Raw genomic sequence first — 19,984 nt, forward strand, 5'->3', positions numbered from 1 at the left:
AGGGTAGGGGCGCGGATCTCAGGCGCGCCTGGCGCGCAGATGTTCAGACGCGCCTGGCGCCGCGCGATCGGCATGCTCCCAGGCGCTTCAGCGCATCATGCGCCGCCGGAACAGAATCGAGGCAACGCCGAAAGGCACCAGCACGTAAAGCACGAGCACGGCGAGATGCAGTCCCGCGTGCTCGATCGGACGCCCGAGCATGGCCGGGCGGATCAGCTCGACGGCATGCGCGAGCGGCAGCATCAGCGTGACGTGCTGCGCCGCTGCGGGCAATTGCGCGATCGGAAAGAACACGCCGGAGAGCAGCAGCATCGGCGTGAGCACGAGCGTCTGATAGAACATGAAGAAGTCGTAGGACGGCGCGAGCGCGGTGACGATCATCGCGCAACTCGCGAACGCGAGGCCCGCGAGCGCGATCACGGGCAGCGCGAGCAGCATCGACGGAAAGCTCGCGTAGCCGAGCAGCCCCGCCACGATCATGATGGCCGCGCCCGAGAGCACCGACTTGCTGGCGGCCCACACCACTTCGCCGAGCACCACGTCGCCGAGCGAGAGCGGCGTGTGCATGATCGCTTCCCACGTACGCTGCACGTGCATGCGCGAGAAACCCGAGTACATCGACTCGAAGCTCGCCGACATCATCACCGACGACGACACCGTGCCCGCCGCCAGAAACGCGATATACGAGACGCCATCGACGTGGCCGACCATCAGCCCGAGACCGAAGCCGAGGCCGAACAGATAGATCATCGGATCGGCGAGATTGCCGAACATCGATGCGATCGCAAGCTTGCGCCAGACGAGGTAATTGCGCCGCCACACGGCGATCCAGTGCGTCGCGTTCGACGGCATCGCCGCCCGCGGCTCGCGCAGGGGCGATGCGGCGGGGCGTGTGGGCGGCGGCGATTGGGTGCGTGTCTGCATGGTGGCTGTTGTGGGATGCGATCGGGGTCGGTCCTGGCGCAGGTTCAGGGTTGCCGCATGGTTAGTCCTGCATCTCGCGGCCCGTGAGCCGCAAGAAGACGTCTTCGAGGTTGGCGGGCCGGTGCAGGTAGCGCAAATCCGAGCGATGGCGCAACAGCGCATGCACGGGCGCGGCTTCGTCGACATAGCAGAAGAGCGTCTCGCCGCTGATCTCGGTGCGCTTGGCGTGCGGCGCGAGCTCGTCGCGCAGCGCCACCGGGTCCGGGCCATAGACCTCGATCACGTCGCAGCCGATTTCCGATTCGATCAGCGCCTTCGGTGCGCCCTCGGCGATCTTGCGGCCTTCCTCGATCACGCAGACGCGATTGCAAAGTCGTTCGGCCTCCTCCATGAAATGCGTCGTCAGGAGGATCGTCTTGCCGCGCGCGAGCAGCGAGCGCAGCCGCTCCCAGATCAGATGACGCGCCTGCGGGTCGAGGCCCGTGGTGGGTTCGTCCATCACCAGCACGTCGGGGTCGTTGACGAGTGCGCGCGCCAGCGTGAGACGCCGGCGCATGCCGCCCGAGAGCTCGCCGACGCGCGCGTCGGCCTTGCTTTCGAGGCGCGCGAATTCGAGCAGCGGCGCCACGAGCGCGCGCGTTTCGCGCGCGGACAGCCCGAAGTAACGGCCGAACACGAGCAGGTTCTCGCGCACGGTGAAGTCGGGGTCGAGATTGTCGAACTGAGGCACTACGCCCACGCGGGCGCGTGCATGACGCGCGCGCGCGGGCACGGGTTCGCCGCACAGGCTGATGCGTCCGGCGTCGGGCGAGACGATGCCGAGCAGCATGCGCAACGTGGTGGTCTTGCCCGCGCCGTTGGGGCCAAGGAGCCCGAAGCATTCGCCGGGAACGACGTCGAACGACAGGCCGTTCACGACCGCCCTGTCTCCATAGTGCTTGATCACCTGCTCGAATTCGATGGCGGGCATGTTTGAGCGGCTGTTCATGTAAGCGCGTGCGTGGTGCACGTTGTAAGGCGGCCTATTCTAGTGCATTGCCGGGCATGGGGTTGGCGGCACCACGCGCGCATCCGCGACGCGTGCAGTGCACCAATGCCCCGTCAATGTCTGTCGCGACAAGTATTGTTTTCGCGCAAACCCAGTCCCCGTGCACCATGCACGTGCAAGCATACCTGGCGTTTTCCAGCCCTTGCATGTCGAATTGCGGCGCACCATCATGCGATTGTGACCCGCGTTTCCAGGCGGGTAGGGAGAGGTGATGATGGCGAGCTACAAGAAAATTCTGCTTTGCTACGACGGCTCGCGCGAAGGCCGCAAGGCGTTGCGTTGTGGGGCGGATCTGGCATTGGACCTGCACGCGGAGACACATTTGCTGTCGGTGGTCGACATGCGCTCGACGATCGCGCAAAGTGCGGGCTTGCTCACGGATGTGGCGTGTGGGCGCTTCGAAGAAACGGCGCGCGAGATCTTGCAGGAAGGCGTGGACTGGCTGACCGAGCGCGGCGTGCGCGCGCAGGGCCACTTCGCGTTCGGGCATCCGATCGACGAGATTGCGAATCTCGCCAACGAGTTGCATGTCGATCTCGTGGTGGTGGGGCACCGCTGCCGCACCGGGCTGTCGCGCTGGTGGATGGGTGCGGGCAATACGCCGCTGCTCGACCGCGTGACGTGCAGCATACTCGTGGCCTGTTCTTCGGCGGCCGAGGAAAAGCAGCAGCAGGCCGCCGCCTAGCCGCGGCTGCTCTCTACGCGTTGTGTGGGCGCTGTTGCGGCGTCCACACAATGATCCCAACGCGGCGGCCAACTGTCAGGATGGCTCGCCGCAGTCCTTCCGTTTCCCGCTGACTTCATCAATTCGACGCGTTTGCGCCGCTGTCGGTGTCCGGCCAGTTCAACTCCACAGCGGCGAGCTTCCACGAAAACAGTCCATGACGCTGCAGGATGGCGGCATAGCGCTCGCTTTTGGCGTTGCGCTGCCACGTGACGGCAAACGTGTTCAGCCCGCGATAGCCCGCTGAGGTTTCCGCCCGTGGCTGGTTTTGCTGCTGCGCTTGTGCGCCCGAATTGCCGGGCGCGGGCGGCGTGGCTTCGCCAGCTTGCGACGATGGCGGCGCCCCGGACGGTTGCGCGGGCGTGGGCCGCTCGCCTGGCTTGCCAGTTGGCGGCATGCCGCTGAGCAGCGCGGCTACGCCGTCGGGTGTGACATACGCGTCCACGAGCGGGCCGATCAGCACGCTGCCGATCACCGCGCCAAAGAGCTGCAACGGGTTGCTGGCGTGCGCTGCCTCGATGCGCCGTTGCAGCATCTCGCCGATCTGTTGCTTCAGGCTCACGCGTAGCGCCGGGTAATCGACGTACTCGTCCAGAGCGGCCGCGTCGCGTGCGTCGGCGGCTGCCTTGAGGTGATTCAGGGCGATGTACGGCGACGCATAGCCATAGCCTGCCGCGGCCACGATCGCAACCGCCGCGACGGCGATTGCGACCGGCTTCTTCCAGCCTGCCGGTTTGCGGGGATTCGTTTGGATGTCGGTCATTGAGTAGGGCAACCCTGAAATAGGCAAACAGGGTGTTGACCGCGCGCAATCAAAAACGATCCCTGGCGTGTCGATTACCGAGCGACTACGGGCTCACTGCAGGGTCACTGCGGAGCGACTGGGGCGCGATTACTTCGCCAGCGCGGAGGGCAGGTCGGCTTGCTGTTCCGCGATGCAGCGGTCGATGGCGCGGCATACCGCTTCCATCGTGCCCACCATGATGAGCCGCGACTGACCGTGATAGACGCGCACCGGCGCGCGGCGGCCCGGCTGTTCTGCATTCAGCGTGCTGTTGAGCGAGACGCGTGCGAACGCCGGCTGCGCCGAAGGCAGCGCGGGGGCTTCCTCTTCGCGCTCGATGTCGTCGAAGAGCGAACCATTGACCTGGCGGCCCAGCGCGGCCGCGGAGGCGCGCGCCTCACGCATTGCGCACGAGGCGATCCCGCGCAGATGACGCAGACGGCCGAATTGACGGAAGGGCAACAGGCGGGCAAGGCGTTCCATGACTCTCTCCAGGCGGAATTATCAGAATTCGGTGGGGCGGATCAGACCGACGGCAATGCCTTCGAGCGCGAAGTCCGCGCTGCCGACTGCGACGAAGATGTTCTCGTAGTCGGGGTTCTCGGCAATCAGCTCGATGCCGTTGGGCTGCCGCTTCAGGCGCTTCACGGTCACGTCGTCGCCAAGGCGCGCAACGATGATCTGGCCGTCTTTCGCTTCGCTCTTTTTCTGCACGGCGAGCAGGTCGCCGTCGAGGATGCCCGCGTCGCGCATGGACAGGCCACGCACCTTCAGCAGGTAGTCGGGCCGGCTAGAGAAGAGCGCCGGGTCGCAGGTGTAGTTCTGCGAGATGTGTTCTTGCGCGAGGATCGGGCTGCCCGCCGCGACGCGGCCAACGAGCGGCAGCGAGAGCTGCATGATGCTCGCGTGCGGCAGCGTGAACTGGTGCGGCAGGTCGTCCGGGCCGGGCAGCAGGCGGATGCCGCGCGAAGCGCCCGCAGCCAGCTCGATCACGCCCTTGCGCGCCAGCGCCCGCAGGTGTTCCTCCGCCGAGTTGGCCGAGCTGAAGCCCAGTTCGGCGGCGATTTCGGCGCGCGTGGGCGGAAAGCCCGTGCGCTCGATCGCGCGGCGGATCAGATCGAAAACCTGCTGCTGTCGTGCGGTGAGTTTGGTCATGGCGCCACTGTATGTTTGAACAGGTGACTGTATTTTTATACAGTACTCGCCGCTTTTCAAGTGTTACTTGAGGTTTGTGATCGGGATGGCCCCGCGGCGGCGCTTTCCTGCGCTCATCCCGACGAAATCACAGACGAAAACACGCTCGAACGCCCGATTCCTCCGTCCTTACCACTTTTACGTATTAAAGAATGAGAAAACATCATTTTTAATAATGTAAGCCAATCGCTAGACTGGCCTCCATCGATTGCTGCACGACAAACGAAAACGCACGACGACACGGAGAAAAAACAGATGAAGCAAGGCACTACGGGGCGCGCATGGGTGAGGACACTGGCGGCGAAACTGGTGATCGGCGTGGCGCCGCTGCTGGGCATGGCCGCGCTGGCGCCGGCCGCGCATGCGGACACGGCGCTGCTCAACGTCTCCTACGATCCCACGCGCGAGCTGTATCAGGACATCAATGTGGCCTTCATCAAGGAGTGGAAGGCGAAGACGGGCGAGACGCTCACCATCAAGCAGTCGCACGGCGGCTCGGGCGCGCAGGCGCGCTCGGTGCTCGACGGGCTGCAGGCCGACGTCGTGACGCTCGCGCTCGCCTGGGACGTCGACGCGCTCGCCAACAAGGGGCTGATCGAGAAGGACTGGCAAAAGCGCCTGCCCGACAACGCCTCGCCGTACACCTCGACCATCGTGTTTCTCGTGCGCAAGGGCAATCCGAAGCACATCAAGGACTGGGACGACCTCGTGAAGCCCGGCGTGTCGATCGTCACGCCCAATCCGAAGACCTCGGGCGGCGCGCGCTGGAACTATCTCGCGGCCTGGGCCTATGCCCTGCACCAGCCTGGCGGCAATGAGCAGAAGGCGAAGGAATTCGTCACGAAGCTCTACAAGAACGCCGGCGTGCTCGACTCCGGCGCGCGCGGCGCGACCACGAGCTTCGTGCAGCGTGACATCGGCGATGTGCTGATTGCCTGGGAAAACGAGGCATTCCTCTCGCTCAAGGAGTTCGGGCCGGAGAAGTTCGAGATCGTGGTGCCTTCGGCGAGCATCCTGGCGGAGCCGCCGGTTGCGGTGGTCGACAAGGTCGTGGACAAGCGCGGCACGCGCAAGGTGGCGCAGGCCTACCTCCAGTTCCTTTATAGCGAAGAAGGCCAGGAGATCGCCGCGAAGAACTTCTATCGTCCGCGCTCGGACAAGGTGCCCGCGGCGCTCACGGCGAAGTTTCCGAAGCTGAAGCTCTATACGGTCGACGACACCTTCGGCGGCTGGGCCAACGCCCAGAAGACGCATTTCGCGGATGGCGGCGTGTTCGATTCGATTTATCAACCGCAGTAACCGGCTGGAACAAGCGGCCGCAATAAGCGGCTGCGCTAAGCAACGACACACAACAACAAGGCGCGCCCGAAGAGGCGCGCTTTTCGACGCAGGACGCCCTGTGCGCGGCACGCAACGAGGGCGCTCCGCGCAACCCATGTGAAGAGATAGAGCATGACGACGTTTCGATTACAGAGGCCAGGTGCGCTGCCGGGATTCGGCGTGACGCTCGGCATCACGGTGGCCTATCTGAGCCTCGTGGTGCTCATTCCGCTCGCGGCCACGTTCCTCAAGACCGCGACGCTCGACTGGGCGCAGTTCGTGCGCGCCGTGGCGTCGCCGCGTGTGCTCGCCTCTTACCGCCTCACGTTTTTCTCCGCGCTAGGCGGCGCGCTCATCAACGCGGTGTTCGGATTCTTGCTCGCGTGGGTGCTGGTGCGCTATACGTTTCCCTTCAAGCGTGTGATCGACGCGCTCGTCGATCTGCCGTTCGCATTGCCGACTTCCGTGGCCGGCATCTCGCTTGCCGCCGTGTATGCGGGCAACGGCTGGATCGGTCAGTATCTGCAGCCGCTCGGCATCAAGATCGCGTTCACGCCGCTCGGCGTGCTCGTGGCGCTCACCTTCATCGGCTTGCCGTTCGTCGTGCGCACGGTGCAGCCCGTGCTCGAGGAGTTCGAGCGCGAGCAGGAGGAGGCCGCCGCGTGCCTGGGCGCGTCGCGCTGGCTGACGTTCCGCCGCGTGGTGCTGCCGGCCGCGCTGCCCGCGCTGCTCACGGGCTTTGCGCTCGCGTTCGCGCGCGCGTTGGGCGAGTACGGCTCGGTCATCTTCATCGCCGGCAATGTGCCGATGAAGTCGGAAATCACTTCGCTGCTCATCATCACGAAGCTCGAGCAATACGATTACGCGGGCGCCACGGCGCTCGCCGTGGTGATGCTGTGCGTGTCGTTCGTCATGCTGCTGCTCATCAATACGCTGCAGTGGTATCTGCAGCGGCGCACGAGCCGCGGGGCGTCGTCGGCAGGCGCGCCGAACACGGCGAACGTGGCAGCCACCGCAGGAGGTGTGCAATGAGCACTGCAGTCCGTCAAAAGGGTGCGCGCCGTCCGGACCCCGTCACCGAAGCGCTGTGGGTGCGCTGGCTTCTCACCGGGATCGCGCTCGCGTTTCTCGCACTGTTTCTGGTGGTGCCGCTCGTCGCGGTGTTCTGGCAGGCCTTGAGCAAGGGCATCGGCTTCTACTTCGAATCGCTCGCCGACCCCGACGCACTCGCCGCGATCAAGCTCACGCTGATCACCGCCGCGATTGCCGTGCCGCTCAATCTCGCGTTCGGCCTCGCCGCGTCGTGGGCGATCGCCAAGTTCGAGTTCCGCGGCAAGGCGCTGCTCACGACCTTGATCGACCTGCCGTTTTCGGTTTCGCCGGTGATTTCGGGGCTCATCTACGTGCTGCTGTTCGGCGCGCAGGGCTGGCTCGGCCCGTGGCTCGCGGACCACGACGTGCAGATCATCTTCGCGGTGCCGGGCATCGTGCTCGCGACGATCTTCGTGACATTCCCGTTCGTCGCGCGCGAGCTGATTCCGCTGATGCAGGCCCAGGGCAACGACGAGGAAGAAGCCGCGCACGTGCTCGGCGCCTCGGGCTGGCAGATGTTCCGGCGCGTGACGCTGCCGAATATCCGCTGGGGCTTGCTGTACGGCGTGATTCTCTGTAACGCGCGTGCGATGGGCGAGTTCGGCGCGGTCTCGGTGGTGTCGGGCCACATTCGCGGCCAGACCGACACCATGCCGCTGCACGTCGAGATCCTCTACAACGAATACAACTTCGCGGCAGCGTTTGCCGTGGCCTCGCTGCTCGCGTTGCTCGCGCTCGTGACGCTGGGTCTCAAGCTGCTGGCCGAGCGCCACCTGTCCGCCGAATTGCGCGAAGCGGGTGACGTGCCGGCCTTCGCGGGGCCGCTGGGCACGCCGGGCACCGCCAACGGACAACAGGCACAGCACGCAGGCGTCCTGCGCCAGTCGCTTCAACAGGGAGAGCTGTAAAGATGGGCATCATCGTTCGCAATCTGCAAAAGCGCTTCGGCGACTTCACGGCGCTCGACAATGTTTCGCTCGATTTTCCGGCAGGCGAGCTGGTCGCCTTGCTCGGGCCCTCCGGTTGCGGCAAGACCACGCTGCTGCGTGTGATCGCGGGTCTCGAATACGCCGATGAGGGCCAGGTCGTGCTCCAGGGGCAGGACGTGGGTACGGTGGGGGCGCGCGAGCGCCAGGTGGGCTTCGTGTTCCAGCATTACGCGCTGTTTCGCCATATGACCGTGTTCGAGAACGTGGCGTTCGGGTTGCGCGTGAAGCCGCGCAACGAGCGTCCCTCCGAAGCGCAGATCCGCGAAAAAGTGCACGAACTGCTCAAGCTCGTGCAGCTCGACTGGCTCGCGCAGCGCTATCCGTCCGAGCTGTCGGGCGGCCAGCGCCAGCGCATTGCGCTCGCGCGCGCACTGGCGGTGGAGCCGAAAGTGTTGCTGCTCGACGAGCCGTTCGGCGCGCTCGACGCCAAGGTGCGCAAGGAGTTGCGCAGCTGGCTGCGGCGCCTGCACGACGACCTGCACATCTCGACGATCTTCGTCACGCACGACCAGGAGGAGGCGCTCGAAGTGGCCGACCGCATCGTCGTGATGAATCATGGGCATGTGGAGCAGGTGGGCAGCCCGCAAGACGTGTACGATCATCCTCAGTCGGCGTTTGTCTATGAGTTCCTGGGCGCGGCGAACCGTCTGCGCGGCCGCGTCGATGCACACGGTTTCGTGGCCGACGGCGCGGCGCAGCCGATCGCGGTGCAGGCCGGCTTCGAAGGCCCGGCGCTCGCCTATGTGCGGCCGCACGATCTCGTGCTGCACCGCGAGGCCGGTGCGCATCGCGACGGCATCGTCGTGGACGTGCGCCGCGTGGTGACCCTGGCCGGCGCCGTGCGCGTGGAACTCGAAAGCCGCACGGGCGGCGCGCTCGAGGCTCAGCTCGACCGCGAGACGTGGCGCGCGCTGAGCCTTTCGGTCGGCGACGGCGTGACGGCGGTGCCGCGCGGGCTGCGCGTGTTTCCCGCCTGATTGGCCCAATCAGAGCGATCAACGAATAACGAATGAATAACGAATAATCGGTCGGCAGTTCCGGAGAGTAGAAAATGAATTTTCAGCAGTTGCGTTTCGTGCGCGAAGCCGTGCGGCAGAACATGAACCTGACCGAAGTGGCGAACGTGCTCTACACGTCGCAGTCAGGCGTCTCCAAGCAGATCAAGGATCTGGAGGACGAGCTCGGCGTCGACATCTTCATTCGCCGCGGCAAGCGCCTCACGGGTCTCACGGAGCCGGGCAAGGCCGTGCATCAGCTGATCGAGCGCATGCTGCTCGACGCCGAGAACCTGCGCCGCGTGGCGCGCCAGTTCGCCGATCAGGACAGCGGCCACCTCGTCGTGGCCACGACGCACACGCAGGCGCGCTATGCGCTGCCCAAGGTCGTGCACCAGTTCCGCGAAGTGTTTCCGAAGGTGCATCTCGCGCTGCGCCAGGGCAATCCGCAGCAGATCGCGCAGATGATCATCAACGGCGAGGCCGACATCGGCATCTCGACCGAAGCGCTCGACCGTTTCCCCGATATCGTGACGTTCCCGTGCTATTCGTGGCATCACGTGGTGGTCGTGCCGAAGACGCATCCGCTCGTGGGCCGTGAGAACCTCACGCTTGAGGAGATCGCCGAGTATCCGATCATCACCTACGATCAGGATTTCACGGGCCGCTCGCATATCGACCAGGCGTTCGCGAAGGCGGGCACCGTGCCCGACGTCGTGCTGACCGCCATCGACGCGGACGTGATCAAGACCTACGTCGAACTGGGCATGGGCGTGGGCGTGGTGGCCGCAATGGCCTACGACCCGAAGCGCGACAGCGAGCTCGTCGCGCTCGACACGCAGCATCTGTTCGAGGCCAGCACGACGCGCGTGGGCCTGCGCAAGGGCGCCTTCCTGCGTCAGTACGCCTACAAGCTCATTGAAATGTTCGCGCCCCAGCTTACCGAGCAGCAGATCGCGAGCCAGTTGCGCGAGCCGGCCTGAGCGGAGCGGGCCTGGCCGGGTTTTGGACGTGCTCGGACCGGGCTTGGGCCCGATTCCGCCCGGATTCCGCGCGCGGCGTCTGGCCCGGTCTTTCGTCGGGCTTCTGTCTATGTCGGCGCGCCTGGCGGATCGCTTAAAATCGGCGCCATGAATACACCCACCCCATCCCAAACCGCGGCCGGCGCCCAGGCGCTGCCGCGCGTCGCCGTGCTTGCCACCGGCGGCACCATCGCGGGCTCCGCCCCCGACGCAGCCAATACCGCCGGCTATCAGGCCGGCGTGATCGGCGTGGCGCAGTTGCTCGCGGCCGTGCCGGGCCTCGACGCGGTTGCGCAGATCCATGCCGAGCAGGTGGCGAGCGTCGACAGCAAGGACATGTCGTTCGCGCTCTGGAGCACGCTCGCGCAGCGCGTGAACGAGCTGCTCGCCGGCGACGACATCGACGCCATCGTGATCACGCACGGCACCGATACGCTCGAAGAAACCGCGTACCTGCTGCATCTCGTGGTGAAGAGCGCCAAGCCCGTCATCCTGACCGCGGCCATGCGGCCCGCCTCGGCGCTTTCCGCCGACGGTCCGCTGAATCTGCTCAATGCGGTGACGCTGGCGGCGAGCGGCCAGGCGGCGGGGCAGGGCGTGCTGGTGGCGTTCAACAACCGCATCCATTGCGCACGCGACGTCACCAAGATCAGCACCTACGCGGTGGACGCGTTCCAGTCGCCCGAGATTGGCGCGCTGGGCTGGGTGCAGGACGGACGGGTGGAATTCCAGCGGCGCGCACTGCGGCCCCATACCGTGGATGCGCCGTTCACGGCAGACGCGCAATGGCCGCACGTCGAGATCGTCACGAGCTATGCCGGCGTATCGCGCATTGCTGTGGATGCGCTCGTGGCCGCGGGCGTGCGCGGCATCGTCGTGGCGGGCACCGGTAACGGCTCGATTCACGCCACGCTGCAGCAGGCGCTCGTTGAAGCGGCTGCGCAGGGCATTGCCGTGGTGCGTGCGTCGCGCGTGGGCTCGGGTCACGTGATGCACAACGGTGCGGCGAAGGACGATGCGCTCGGCTTCGTTTCGGCGGGTACGCTGAACCCGTATAAGGCGCGTGTGCTGTTGATGCTTGCGCTTGCGGCGGGCACGAACGAGAAGGCCGCGCTGCAGCGAGTGTTCGGCACGTACTGAGTTGTACTGAGCACGTGGATCGCACGCGCTTTCATGCGCTTTGGCGTCCACGCGAAGAGAAATGCAAACGGGCCTTGCGGATTGCTCCGCAAGGCCCGTTTCGTTTCCGGCCGCGCGCGATATTGCGCGCGCTTTTGCACGCGTTATTGCAGCGGCGGAATCACGAGCACCTGGCCCGGATAGATCTTGTCCGGGCTCTTGAGCATCGGCGTGTTCGCCTGGAAGATGACGTCGTTCTTCGCGCCACTGCCGTAGTACTTCTCGGCGATCTTCCAGAGATTGTCGCCTGCGACCACGGTGTGGTGCTGCGCTTCCGGCGCCGGATTCGTCACCGTCATCTGGTCGTCGACCTTGTCCACGTTCTGCACATTGCCGGCGGCCACGAGGATCTTTTCCTTCGTTGCCTGATCGGCGGCATTGCCCGTCACCGTGACCGTGTGCGAGACACCGTCATAGGTCACGCCGAGGTTGTCGGCATCGAGGCCCTGCGCGCGGATATAGGCGGCGATCGCATCGCCGGCCTTCTGGTTCAGTTCGGCGAGATTCGCGGCCGGTGCGGCTGCGGTTTCGGCCGCCTGGGCCGGCGCGGCCGCTGCGCCGAACAGCTTCTCGCCGGCTTCCTTGATGAAGTTGATAATGCCCATCGATCACACTCCTCACGTGCTGGGATTGGTTGCGTAGCCACGCATCGGGTAGCGTGCCCACCTTGCACCGTCTGCATGACAGACGAATGAAAGCATGATTCTAGAAACGCGGGCACGAAGACGTCCAGCGCCGCAGCGTTAAAGAGTGTGAAAAGAAGATGAACTCCGCGGCATGCATTGCGCGAGAGCAGAGGCGGGTGCGTTATGGAAGATGATGGAAGAGTGTGCTGCTGCGCGCCGAGGGCGCGAAGGCTGACAGGGTGCCGCGATCCGACAGGCGGACACCCGGAGACAACGTCTGACCGACCAAGGCTTCCCCGTCGTCACCGAGTGCCGCTTTCGGACCCCACTGGCCGCCCTCAGCCCAGAGCGGCCCCGATTTGCTCCGCGGCGGTTGCCGCCACCACGAAGCGCCCCACTTGTGGCCGTCGCGCTCGTGCGCGCCAGCCTGAATTTTTGCGTGTACTACCGCTGTAAAAGCATGCTTTCGAGGAGCGTTGCGCGCGAAATCCGCGCGCAACGCCTCAACTTCATCACTGAGCCCAGCATGAGCTCAGCAGGCGATCAAGCCGCCAGGCCTTACGCCTTCTTGCTTTCGGTGATTTCGAAGTTCGCCATGATCTCGAGCGCGCGGATCATCGCCGAGTGGTCCCATGCCTTGCCACCGTTCGCGGCGCACACGCTGAAGAGCTGCTGCGCGCTGGCGGTGTGCGGCAGGGCGATGCCCAGCTTGCGTGCACCGTCGATCGCGAGGTTCAGGTCCTTCTGGTGCAGCTCGATACGGAAGCCCGGGTCGAACGTGCGCTTGGTCATGCGCTCGCCGTGCACTTCGAGAATGCGCGACGAAGCGAAGCCGCCCATGAGCGCCTTGCGAACGCGCTCCGGATCCGCGCCCGAGCGTGCGGCGAAGAGCAGCGCTTCAGCCACGGCTTCGATATTCAGCGCGACGATGATCTGGTTCGCGACCTTGGTGGTCTGGCCCGCGCCGTTCTCGCCGATCAGCGAGATGTTCTTGCCCATCAGATCGAACAGCGGCTTGGCGATTTCGAACGACTTCTCCGGGCCGCCGACCATGATCGTGAGCGTCGCTTCGCGCGCGCCGACTTCGCCGCCCGAGACCGGTGCGTCGAGGTAGTCGCAGCCGAGCGCGTTGATCTGCTTGGCGAACTCTTGCGTTTCGATCGGCGAGATCGAGCTCATGTCGATCACGAGCTTGCCGGCCGAGAGGCCCTTCGCGACGCCATCATCGGCGAACAGGACCTTCTGCACGTCGGGGGTGTCCGGCACCATCAGGATGACGATGTCCGAAGCCTGCGCCACGGCCGTCGAATCAGCGACCACGGTGGTCAGCTTTTGCAGGTCTTCGGGCACCGGGAACTTGCCGTTCACGACGAGCGAGTGGCCGCCCTTGATCAGGTTGCGGGCCATGTGCGAGCCCATGATGCCGAGGCCGATAAAACCAATCTTTGCCATCTGTATGTCTCCGTTGAGTCGAATGCGGTTCGATGTGTGAGTCGACGCGACCCGGCGTGCGCGCCCGCTAAATCCAGTGAGTCGGGCGTGTCACGCGAGCAGCGGTCAAGGCTGACGATGCGGGCTGATCAGGCGAGTTCCGCCGCGCGGCGCTGCGCGCTGCGCAGCCAGCCGAGACCTTCGACGGTCGTCGTGCGCGGCTTGTATTCGCAGCCGATGTAGCCCTCGTAGCCGAGCGTGTCGAGCAGATCGAACAGGAAGGGATAGTTGATTTCGCCCGTGCCCGGCTCGTTGCGGCCCGGGTTGTCGGCGAGCTGGATGTGGGCGATCTTCGCGAAGTGCTTCTTGATCGTCGCGGCGAGTTCGCCTTCCATCCGTTGCATGTGATAGATGTCGTACTGCAGGAACAGGTTGTCCGAGCCCGTTTGCGCGATCACGTCGAGCGCTTCGGCCGAACGGTTCAGCGCAAAGCCCGGGATGTCGTACGAATTGCACGGCTCGACGAGCAGGCGGATGCCTTCGCGCTTGAGCTCGCCCGCGGCGTAGCTCAGGTTCTCGACGATGGTCGCGAGTGCCGTGTCGCGGTCGACGCCTGCCGTCGGAATACCCACGAGGCAGTTCAGTTGCGGCACGTTCAGCGCTTTGGCGTACTCGATCGCACGGCCAACGCCTTCCTTGAACTCGCCCTTGCGATCGGGCAGGCAGGCGATACCGCGCTCGCCACCTTCCCAGTTGCCGGCGGGCAGATTGTGCAGCACGAGCTTCAGGTTGTGCGCGGCCAGGCGCTCGGCCAGTTCCGCGGCTTTGAACGGATACGGGAAAAGGAATTCGACGGCATCGAAGCCCGCCTCGGCTGCCGCGGCAAAGCGGTCGAGGAACGGCACTTCGTTGAACAGCATGGTGAGATTCGCTGCGAATTTTGGCATGGTGCTGGGTCTCGCGGTCGGTCAGTAAAAAGAATTTCAGGCAGGCGGCGCGCTGGAGCGCACCGCCTGCGTTGAGCACGCCCGAGGGCGTTGGCTCAGTTCAATGCACGCTGCTTAGTCGAGGGCATTGAGGGCGCTGATGGCCGTCGGCGCATCCTCGTGCTTCTCGGCGAGGTCTTCGAACTCGTTGATCGCGTCGATCTCGGTGCCCATCGAAATGTTGGTCACACGCTCGAGAATCACTTCCACGACCACCGGCACGCTGAACTCCGCAGCCATCGCCTGCGCTTGCTTCAGCGCCGGCTCGATCTCTTCGGGCTTGAACACGCGCAGCGCCTTGCAGCCGAGACCTTCGACCACGGTCACGTGATCGACGCCATAGCCGTTGAGGTCAGGCGCGTTGATGTTCTCGAAGCCGAGCTGCACGCAGTAGTCCATGTCGAACGCGCGCTGTGCCTGGCGGATCAGGCCGAGGTACGAGTTGTTCACGAGCACGTGCACATAGGGCAGCTTGAACTGTGCGCCAGCGGCCAGTTCCTCGATCATGAACTGGAAGTCGTAGTCGCCCGAGAGCGCCACGATGGGGCGTGCCGGATCGGCTGCGCGCACACCCAGTGCTGCCGGAATCGTCCAGCCGAGCGGGCCTGCCTGGCCGCAGTTGATCCAGTTGCGCGCCTTGTAGACGTGCAGGAACTGGGCGCCTGCGATCTGCGAGAGGCCGATCGTGCTCACGAAGCACGTATCGCGGCCGAACACCTTGTTCATCTCTTCGTACACGCGCTGCGGCTTGATCGGCGTGTTCTCGAAGTGCGTCTTGCGCAGCATGGTGCGCTTGCGTTCCTGGCAGTCAGCCACCCACGCGCTGCGATCCTTGAGCTTGCCTGCGGCCTTCCATTCCTGCGCGACTTCGACGAACAGCTCGAGTGCAGCCTTGGCGTCCGACACGATGCCCAGATCCGGGCCGAACACGCGGCCGATCTGCGTGGGCTCGATGTCGACGTGCACGAACTTGCGGCCCTTCGTGTAGACCTCGACGCTGCCCGTGTGGCGGTTCGCCCAGCGGTTGCCGATGCCGAGCACGAAGTCCGAGGCGAGCATCGTTGCGTTGCCGTAGCGGTGCGAGGTTTGCAGGCCGACCATGCCCGCCATGAGCGGGTGATCGTCGGGGATGGCGCCCCACGACATCAGCGTCGGGATCACCGGCACGCCGACGATTTCGGCGAATTGCACGAGCAGGTCTTCAGCTGCAGCGTTGAGCACGCCGCCGCCCGAGACGATCAGCGGCTTCTCGCTTGCGTTGAGCAGCTCCAGCGCGGCTTCGATCTGCTTGCGCGTCGCGTGCGGCTTGTAGACCGGCAGCGGCTCATAGGTGTCGATGTCGAATTCGATTTCGGCGAGCTGCACGTCGATCGGCAGGTCGACCAGCACCGGACCCGGACGGCCCGAGCGCATCAGGTGGAACGCCTGCTGGAACACGCGCGGCACGAGTGCCGGCTCACGCACGGTCACGGCCCACTTCGTGACGGGCTTGGCGATCGCCTCGATGTCGACGGCCTGGAAGTCTTCCTTGTACAGACGCGCACGCGGGGCCTGGCCCGTGATCGCGAGGATCGGAATCGAGTCGGCGGAAGCGGAGTAGAGACCCGTGATCATGTCGGTGCCCGCGGGGCCCGAGGTGCCGATACACACGCCGATGTTGCCGGGGGCGGCACGCGTATAGCCTTCAGCCATGTGCGAGGCGCCTTCGACGTGGCGAGCCAGCACGTGGGTGATGCCGCCGGCCTTCTTGAGCGCCGAATACAGCGGATTGATCGCGGCGCCGGGCACGCCAAAGGCGGTATCGATACCTTCTTTCTCGAGCACCAGCACGGCTGCGTCGATGGCTCTCATCTTGGCCATGAAAAGTCTCCTGAATATGGCAATTGGCTGAAATGGCTACGCATTGGGTACAGCGTTTGATCGCACTGTAGGCTCGCAGGAAAGGTTTGATAAGATGAGTTCGGGTCGTTTATTCCGAAACAAAAAGTATTGAATGCCGTGGGGCGGCGCTTTCGGGCGCAAGAGCCCGTGGACAGGCCGTGCGCCGGGGTTTCTGGCCCGCGGCATGGCGTCGCAGTGCGCGACACAGGAGACAGGCGATGGACCGCTTCAAACAGATCGAAACCTTCGTACGCGTGGCCGACGCGGGCAGCCTCGCGGCCGCCGCGCTCGAGGAAGGCGTCTCGCCGGTCATACTCGGGCGTCGGATCGACGCGCTCGAAAAGCGCCTTGGCGTGAAGCTCATGTACCGCTCGACCCGGCGGCTCGTGGTGAGCGAAGAGGGCGGCGCGTTTCTCGAGCGGTGCCGCGGCCTGCTGGCGGAATGGGATCAGGCCGAAAACGAGCTCTCGGCGGGGCGGCGCGTGGTGAACGGGCACCTGATCGTCTCGGCGCCGGCGGCCTTCGGGCGCAAGCATGTGGCGCCGCTCGCGCCCGCGTTTCTGGCCGACAAGCCCGAGCTGCAGGTTTCGTTCAATCTGACCGATCGCGTGGTCGATCTGGTGCGCGAGGGCTATGACCTGTCGATCCGCATTGGCGGGTCCGTCGACCCGAATTTCGTCGCCGTGAAGCTCGCCTCGAACCGGCGCGTGGTGTGCGGCACGCCCGAGTATTTTCGCAAGCACGGCAAGCCGAAGACGCTCGAAGACCTGCCCAGCCACAATTGCCTCGCGTTCAATCTGCAGGGCGGCCAGAACCGCGGCTGGTATTTCCGCCGCAACGGCAAGCTCGCGACCGTGCGCGTGGGCGGCACGCTCGACTGCAACGACGGCGAGCTGCTGCACCGCTGGGTGACTGAGGGGCTCGGGCTCGGCTGGCGCTCGACGTGGGAGATCGACGCGCAGCTCGCGCGCGGCGAACTCGAGACCGTGCTCGACGAGTACGCGCTGCCCGACTACGACATCCTCGCTGTCTATCCGCAGCAGCGCTACGTGCCGGCCAAGGTGCGTTATTTCATCGACTATCTGAAGGAGGTCTACGCGCGGCCGGGGTACTGGAGCGGCGTGGTGTGAGCTTGCCGTCTGCTTTTGTCCTGACCATGCGCCTTGCGCACCGCGTGCGCGCTTGACTGTCGTGTCGGCGTCCGCTTCTGGCACGCGCCATTTATTTTTGGTTTTCGTCCGCATTTCGCGGGAATAAACTGGCCGCTGCGCCAGTAGTGCAGATGCGGGACCGGTGAACGGGAGCCGTGTCGACGCCGGGCTGCGCGGGCGAAGAATGGAAGCGGCGCGGCGACAGGCGCTTGCGGGTGCGGCGAAAGCCGCGCCGCGCACGGCGCAAGGCGCGCGCGAGCCGTGGGGCACGAGGGGACGACGTGGGCGAAACCGCGAACGGGCAGCACGGCCAGTACGCGCATGAGGCGCAGAGCAGCGCGCATGCCGAGGCCGAGCGCAGCCGCCGTTTTCAGGCGCTGGCGCTGCCGCATCTGGACGCCGCGTACAACCTGGCCCGCTGGCTCTCGCGCAATCCCGGCGACGCCGAGGACATCGTGCAGGAAGCGTTTCTGCGCGCGTTCCGCTTCTTCGACGCGTTTCGCGGCGAACAGGCGCGGCCCTGGCTGCTCGCGATCGTGCGGCGCGTCTGGTACGACGAATGGCGGCGGCGCGCGGGCGCGGAAGAAGTCACGCCGTTCGACGAATTGCGCGACGACCAGCCGCCCGACGGCTGGGACACGGGCAGCGCCGACCCGGAAACGCTCGCGATTCGCGCCGAGGACACGCGGCGCGTGCAGGAGGCGCTGCAGCGCCTGCCGGTGGAGTATCGCGAGGTGCTGGTGCTGCGCGAGCTGGAGGAGCTGAATTATCGCGAGATCGCGACGGTCATCGACGTGCCGATGGGCACGGTGATGTCGCGGCTCGCGCGAGGCCGCAGACGCCTTGCCGCGCTGCTGGCGGCGCCGGGGCATGGCAATGCTGCGCCTTGCGACACCGGCGTGGCAGGACAGATGCAGGGGCAGGCGAGCAGCACAGGCAGCAAGACGGATTACGGGGAAAGCAGCAAAGCGTGGAGACCATCCGGCCGGGGGCCCGACGGCCGGTTCCGTGAGGAGCCGGCCGTCGACGGCGGACCGCGCGGGCCCAGTGATCCGCTTGCGCGCGGCCCTGCTACGGAGGCGCCAGATGAACTGTGACGAAGCGCGCCCGCTGGTCGACGCGAGCGTCGACCATGAACTTTCCGCCGCCGACGAATGGCGCGTGCGCGAGCATCTCGCTGGCTGCGCGCAGTGCCGACAGGAGGCCGCGAACGTGCAAGCCATTTCCCGTATGACGCGTGCGGCGCCCTACCATCGGGCGCCGGAAGGCCTGGCCGCGCGCATTGCGGCGGCTTTGCCGCCCGTGCAGGTCCAGCCTGCGCAAGATGCCTCAAACACCCAGGATGAAGCGCAAAGCGCCGCTGCGGCGCCCCCGCGAGCACGCTTGCGTGGGTTCCGCTGGCTATGGCCGTTGTCCGGCTCTGGAGCGGGAGCGGCGGGTAGGGGCGGTGGCCATGGCCCCGCACCAGGTGGCGTGCCGGGCGGGGCGGGTGCGCTCGGCGTGCCCGCAGCGGGCCTTGCATGGCTTGCCGGCGCCGTGTTGATCGTCTGTGCCCTGAGCGTGGTGGCGGTCCTGCATTTGCGCAAACCTGCGGCCGATGGGGTGTTCGTCGACGAACTCGTGGCGAGCCACGTGCGCGCGCAGATCTCCGGGCGCGACCTCGACGTGATTTCCACAGACCGGCATACGGTGAAGCCGTGGTTCAACGGCCGTATCGACTATGCGCCGCCTGTGGAGGATTTCACCGCGCAAGGCTTCCCGCTCGTGGGCGGGCGCCTCGATTACGTGGGGCGCGAGCGCGTCGCGGTGCTGGTCTACCGCTATCGCAAGCACGTCATCGACGTCTACGTCTTCCCGCCGGGCTCGACAGGGCCGATGGTGGATGCGGCCGCGCCGCGCGCGAGCGACGGCTATGCGCTCGCGCGCTGGCAGGCCGCCGGCATGACCTGGTGGGCCGTCACCGATGCGGGGCCGGATGCGCTTGACGGCCTGCACGCGGCGCTCGAGGCGCGGCTCGCGGGCGGCGGAAGCGGCGGCTGAAACGCAGGCCGCGACCCGGACCGAGACCCGGACCGACGCGCGCCTGCGCGGCGAAATCGGTCGCCCGACACCGTGCGCGGCCGCGCAAGTCCTTGAAAATACGCCCGAAACCGTAATTCCGGTTGCGCGAGCGGGACGGATCGCGCTATACTCTTCGGCTTCTCACTTGCCGCACCGGTTCCGACGCCCGGGCGGCTTTAATCCACAAGGAGTGAACATGCGTCATTACGAAATCGTCTTCATCGTGCACCCCGATCAAAGCGAGCAAGTGCCCGCGATGATCGAGCGTTACAAGAGCACGATCACGTCGCACGGTGGCCAGATCCACCGTATCGAAGACTGGGGCCGTCGCCAACTGGCCTACATGATCGAGAAACTCGCGAAGGCTCACTACGTCTGCATGAACATCGAATGCGACCAGGCCACGCTCGACGAACTGGAACACGCGTTCAAGTTCAACGACGCCGTCCTGCGTCACCTCATCGTCAAGATGAAGAAGGCCGAAACCGGCCCGTCGCCGATGATGAAGGAAGTGCAGCGCGAAGAAGCCAAGAAGGCGGCTGCTCAGCCGACCGAAGCGCAGGCTTAATAGAACAAG

General features: G+C 65.6%; 20 protein-coding genes. 11 read left to right on the top strand and 9 right to left on the bottom strand.

The window, feature by feature from the left end; all coding sequences use genetic code 11:
* Positions 1-87: 87 nt before the first annotated feature.
* Together BO1_RS05945 and nodI are read right to left on the bottom strand one after the other, a co-directional pair.
* Positions 88-924: an ABC transporter permease gene (locus BO1_RS05945; protein ID WP_028216768.1), complete on the bottom strand. Its 837-nt coding sequence runs from the start codon at positions 922-924 to the stop codon at positions 88-90.
* Positions 925-985: 61 nt separating this feature from the next.
* On the bottom strand, positions 986-1,912 hold the full coding sequence (gene nodI / locus BO1_RS05950) for a nodulation factor ABC transporter ATP-binding protein NodI (RefSeq protein ID WP_407669905.1): 927 nt from the start codon (positions 1,910-1,912) through the stop codon (positions 986-988).
* A 274-nt stretch (positions 1,913-2,186) separates the two neighbouring features.
* On the opposite strand from nodI, the gene BO1_RS05955 reads away from it, so the two are divergent.
* Positions 2,187-2,657, top strand: coding sequence for a universal stress protein (locus BO1_RS05955; RefSeq protein ID WP_028216770.1), 471 nt, complete (start codon positions 2,187-2,189; stop codon positions 2,655-2,657).
* A 118-nt stretch (positions 2,658-2,775) separates the two neighbouring features.
* Here BO1_RS05955 and BO1_RS49870 read toward each other — a convergent pair whose 3' ends face one another.
* The 3 genes from BO1_RS49870 to lexA all read right to left on the bottom strand — a co-directional run bounded on the left by BO1_RS49870 (position 2,776) and on the right by lexA (position 4,635).
* Complete coding sequence (locus tag BO1_RS49870; RefSeq protein ID WP_043283886.1) at positions 2,776-3,459, bottom strand: DUF2939 domain-containing protein; 684 nt, start codon at positions 3,457-3,459, stop codon at positions 2,776-2,778.
* 129 nt (positions 3,460-3,588) lie between these two features.
* Positions 3,589-3,963, bottom strand: a complete 375-nt coding sequence (locus tag BO1_RS05965; protein WP_028216771.1) for a hypothetical protein — start codon at positions 3,961-3,963, stop codon at positions 3,589-3,591.
* 21 nt (positions 3,964-3,984) lie between these two features.
* A complete protein-coding gene (gene lexA / locus BO1_RS05970) occupies positions 3,985-4,635 on the bottom strand; it encodes a transcriptional repressor LexA (protein WP_028216772.1) in 651 nt (216 codons plus the stop codon).
* Between the two features lie 294 nt (positions 4,636-4,929).
* On the opposite strand from lexA, the gene BO1_RS05975 reads away from it, so the two are divergent.
* The 6 genes from BO1_RS05975 to BO1_RS06005 all read left to right on the top strand — a co-directional run bounded on the left by BO1_RS05975 (position 4,930) and on the right by BO1_RS06005 (position 11,232).
* Positions 4,930-5,973 (top strand): sulfate ABC transporter substrate-binding protein, encoded by a 1,044-nt coding sequence (locus BO1_RS05975; protein WP_028216773.1) that lies wholly within the window; start codon positions 4,930-4,932, stop codon positions 5,971-5,973.
* A 153-nt stretch (positions 5,974-6,126) separates the two neighbouring features.
* The gene (gene cysT / locus BO1_RS05985; protein WP_028216774.1) at positions 6,127-7,026 is read left to right on the top strand and encodes a sulfate ABC transporter permease subunit CysT; all 900 of its coding nucleotides are present in this window, start codon (positions 6,127-6,129) and stop codon (positions 7,024-7,026) included.
* Positions 7,023-7,994 carry a sulfate ABC transporter permease subunit CysW gene (cysW, locus tag BO1_RS05990; RefSeq protein ID WP_028216775.1) on the top strand — a complete coding sequence of 324 codons (972 nt, stop codon included), beginning with the start codon at positions 7,023-7,025 and terminating at the stop codon, positions 7,992-7,994. Before cysT ends, cysW begins: the two co-directional genes overlap by 4 nt.
* A 2-nt stretch (positions 7,995-7,996) precedes the next feature.
* On the top strand, positions 7,997-9,052 hold the full coding sequence (locus tag BO1_RS05995) for a sulfate/molybdate ABC transporter ATP-binding protein (RefSeq protein WP_028216776.1): 1,056 nt from the start codon (positions 7,997-7,999) through the stop codon (positions 9,050-9,052).
* Positions 9,053-9,126: 74 nt separating this feature from the next.
* Complete coding sequence (locus BO1_RS06000) at positions 9,127-10,053, top strand: CysB family HTH-type transcriptional regulator (RefSeq protein ID WP_028216777.1); 927 nt, start codon at positions 9,127-9,129, stop codon at positions 10,051-10,053.
* Between the two features lie 147 nt (positions 10,054-10,200).
* Positions 10,201-11,232, top strand: coding sequence for an asparaginase (locus BO1_RS06005; protein ID WP_028216778.1), 1,032 nt, complete (start codon positions 10,201-10,203; stop codon positions 11,230-11,232).
* A 143-nt stretch (positions 11,233-11,375) separates the two neighbouring features.
* Here the strand turns inward: BO1_RS06005 and lysM are convergent, their stop codons facing one another.
* The 4 genes from lysM to gcl all read right to left on the bottom strand — a co-directional run bounded on the left by lysM (position 11,376) and on the right by gcl (position 16,174).
* Entirely contained in the window at positions 11,376-11,876 is a 501-nt protein-coding gene (gene lysM / locus BO1_RS06010) for a peptidoglycan-binding protein LysM (RefSeq protein ID WP_028216779.1), read from the bottom strand.
* A 579-nt stretch (positions 11,877-12,455) separates the two neighbouring features.
* The gene (locus BO1_RS06015) at positions 12,456-13,373 is read right to left on the bottom strand and encodes a 2-hydroxy-3-oxopropionate reductase (protein WP_281179152.1); all 918 of its coding nucleotides are present in this window, start codon (positions 13,371-13,373) and stop codon (positions 12,456-12,458) included.
* Between the two features lie 104 nt (positions 13,374-13,477).
* A complete protein-coding gene (gene hyi, locus BO1_RS06020) occupies positions 13,478-14,275 on the bottom strand; it encodes a hydroxypyruvate isomerase (RefSeq protein WP_028216781.1) in 798 nt (265 codons plus the stop codon).
* Positions 14,276-14,389: 114 nt separating this feature from the next.
* Complete coding sequence (gene gcl / locus BO1_RS06025) at positions 14,390-16,174, bottom strand: glyoxylate carboligase (protein ID WP_028216782.1); 1,785 nt, start codon at positions 16,172-16,174, stop codon at positions 14,390-14,392.
* Between the two features lie 239 nt (positions 16,175-16,413).
* On the opposite strand from gcl, the gene BO1_RS06030 reads away from it, so the two are divergent.
* The 4 genes from BO1_RS06030 to rpsF all read left to right on the top strand — a co-directional run bounded on the left by BO1_RS06030 (position 16,414) and on the right by rpsF (position 19,975).
* Positions 16,414-17,325: a LysR family transcriptional regulator gene (locus tag BO1_RS06030; RefSeq protein ID WP_028216783.1), complete on the top strand. Its 912-nt coding sequence runs from the start codon at positions 16,414-16,416 to the stop codon at positions 17,323-17,325.
* A gap of 302 nt (positions 17,326-17,627) precedes the next feature.
* Positions 17,628-18,443 (top strand): RNA polymerase sigma factor, encoded by an 816-nt coding sequence (locus tag BO1_RS49875; protein ID WP_084687781.1) that lies wholly within the window; start codon positions 17,628-17,630, stop codon positions 18,441-18,443.
* Positions 18,433-19,386: an anti-sigma factor family protein gene (locus BO1_RS06040; protein ID WP_028216784.1), complete on the top strand. Its 954-nt coding sequence runs from the start codon at positions 18,433-18,435 to the stop codon at positions 19,384-19,386. Before BO1_RS49875 ends, BO1_RS06040 begins: the two co-directional genes overlap by 11 nt.
* A gap of 217 nt (positions 19,387-19,603) precedes the next feature.
* Positions 19,604-19,975: a 30S ribosomal protein S6 gene (gene rpsF, locus BO1_RS06045; protein ID WP_028216785.1), complete on the top strand. Its 372-nt coding sequence runs from the start codon at positions 19,604-19,606 to the stop codon at positions 19,973-19,975.
* Positions 19,976-19,984 lie beyond the last annotated feature (9 nt).

This window comes from Paraburkholderia oxyphila NBRC 105797, from assembly GCF_000685075.1.
GTDB lineage: Bacteria > Pseudomonadota > Gammaproteobacteria > Burkholderiales > Burkholderiaceae > Paraburkholderia > Paraburkholderia oxyphila.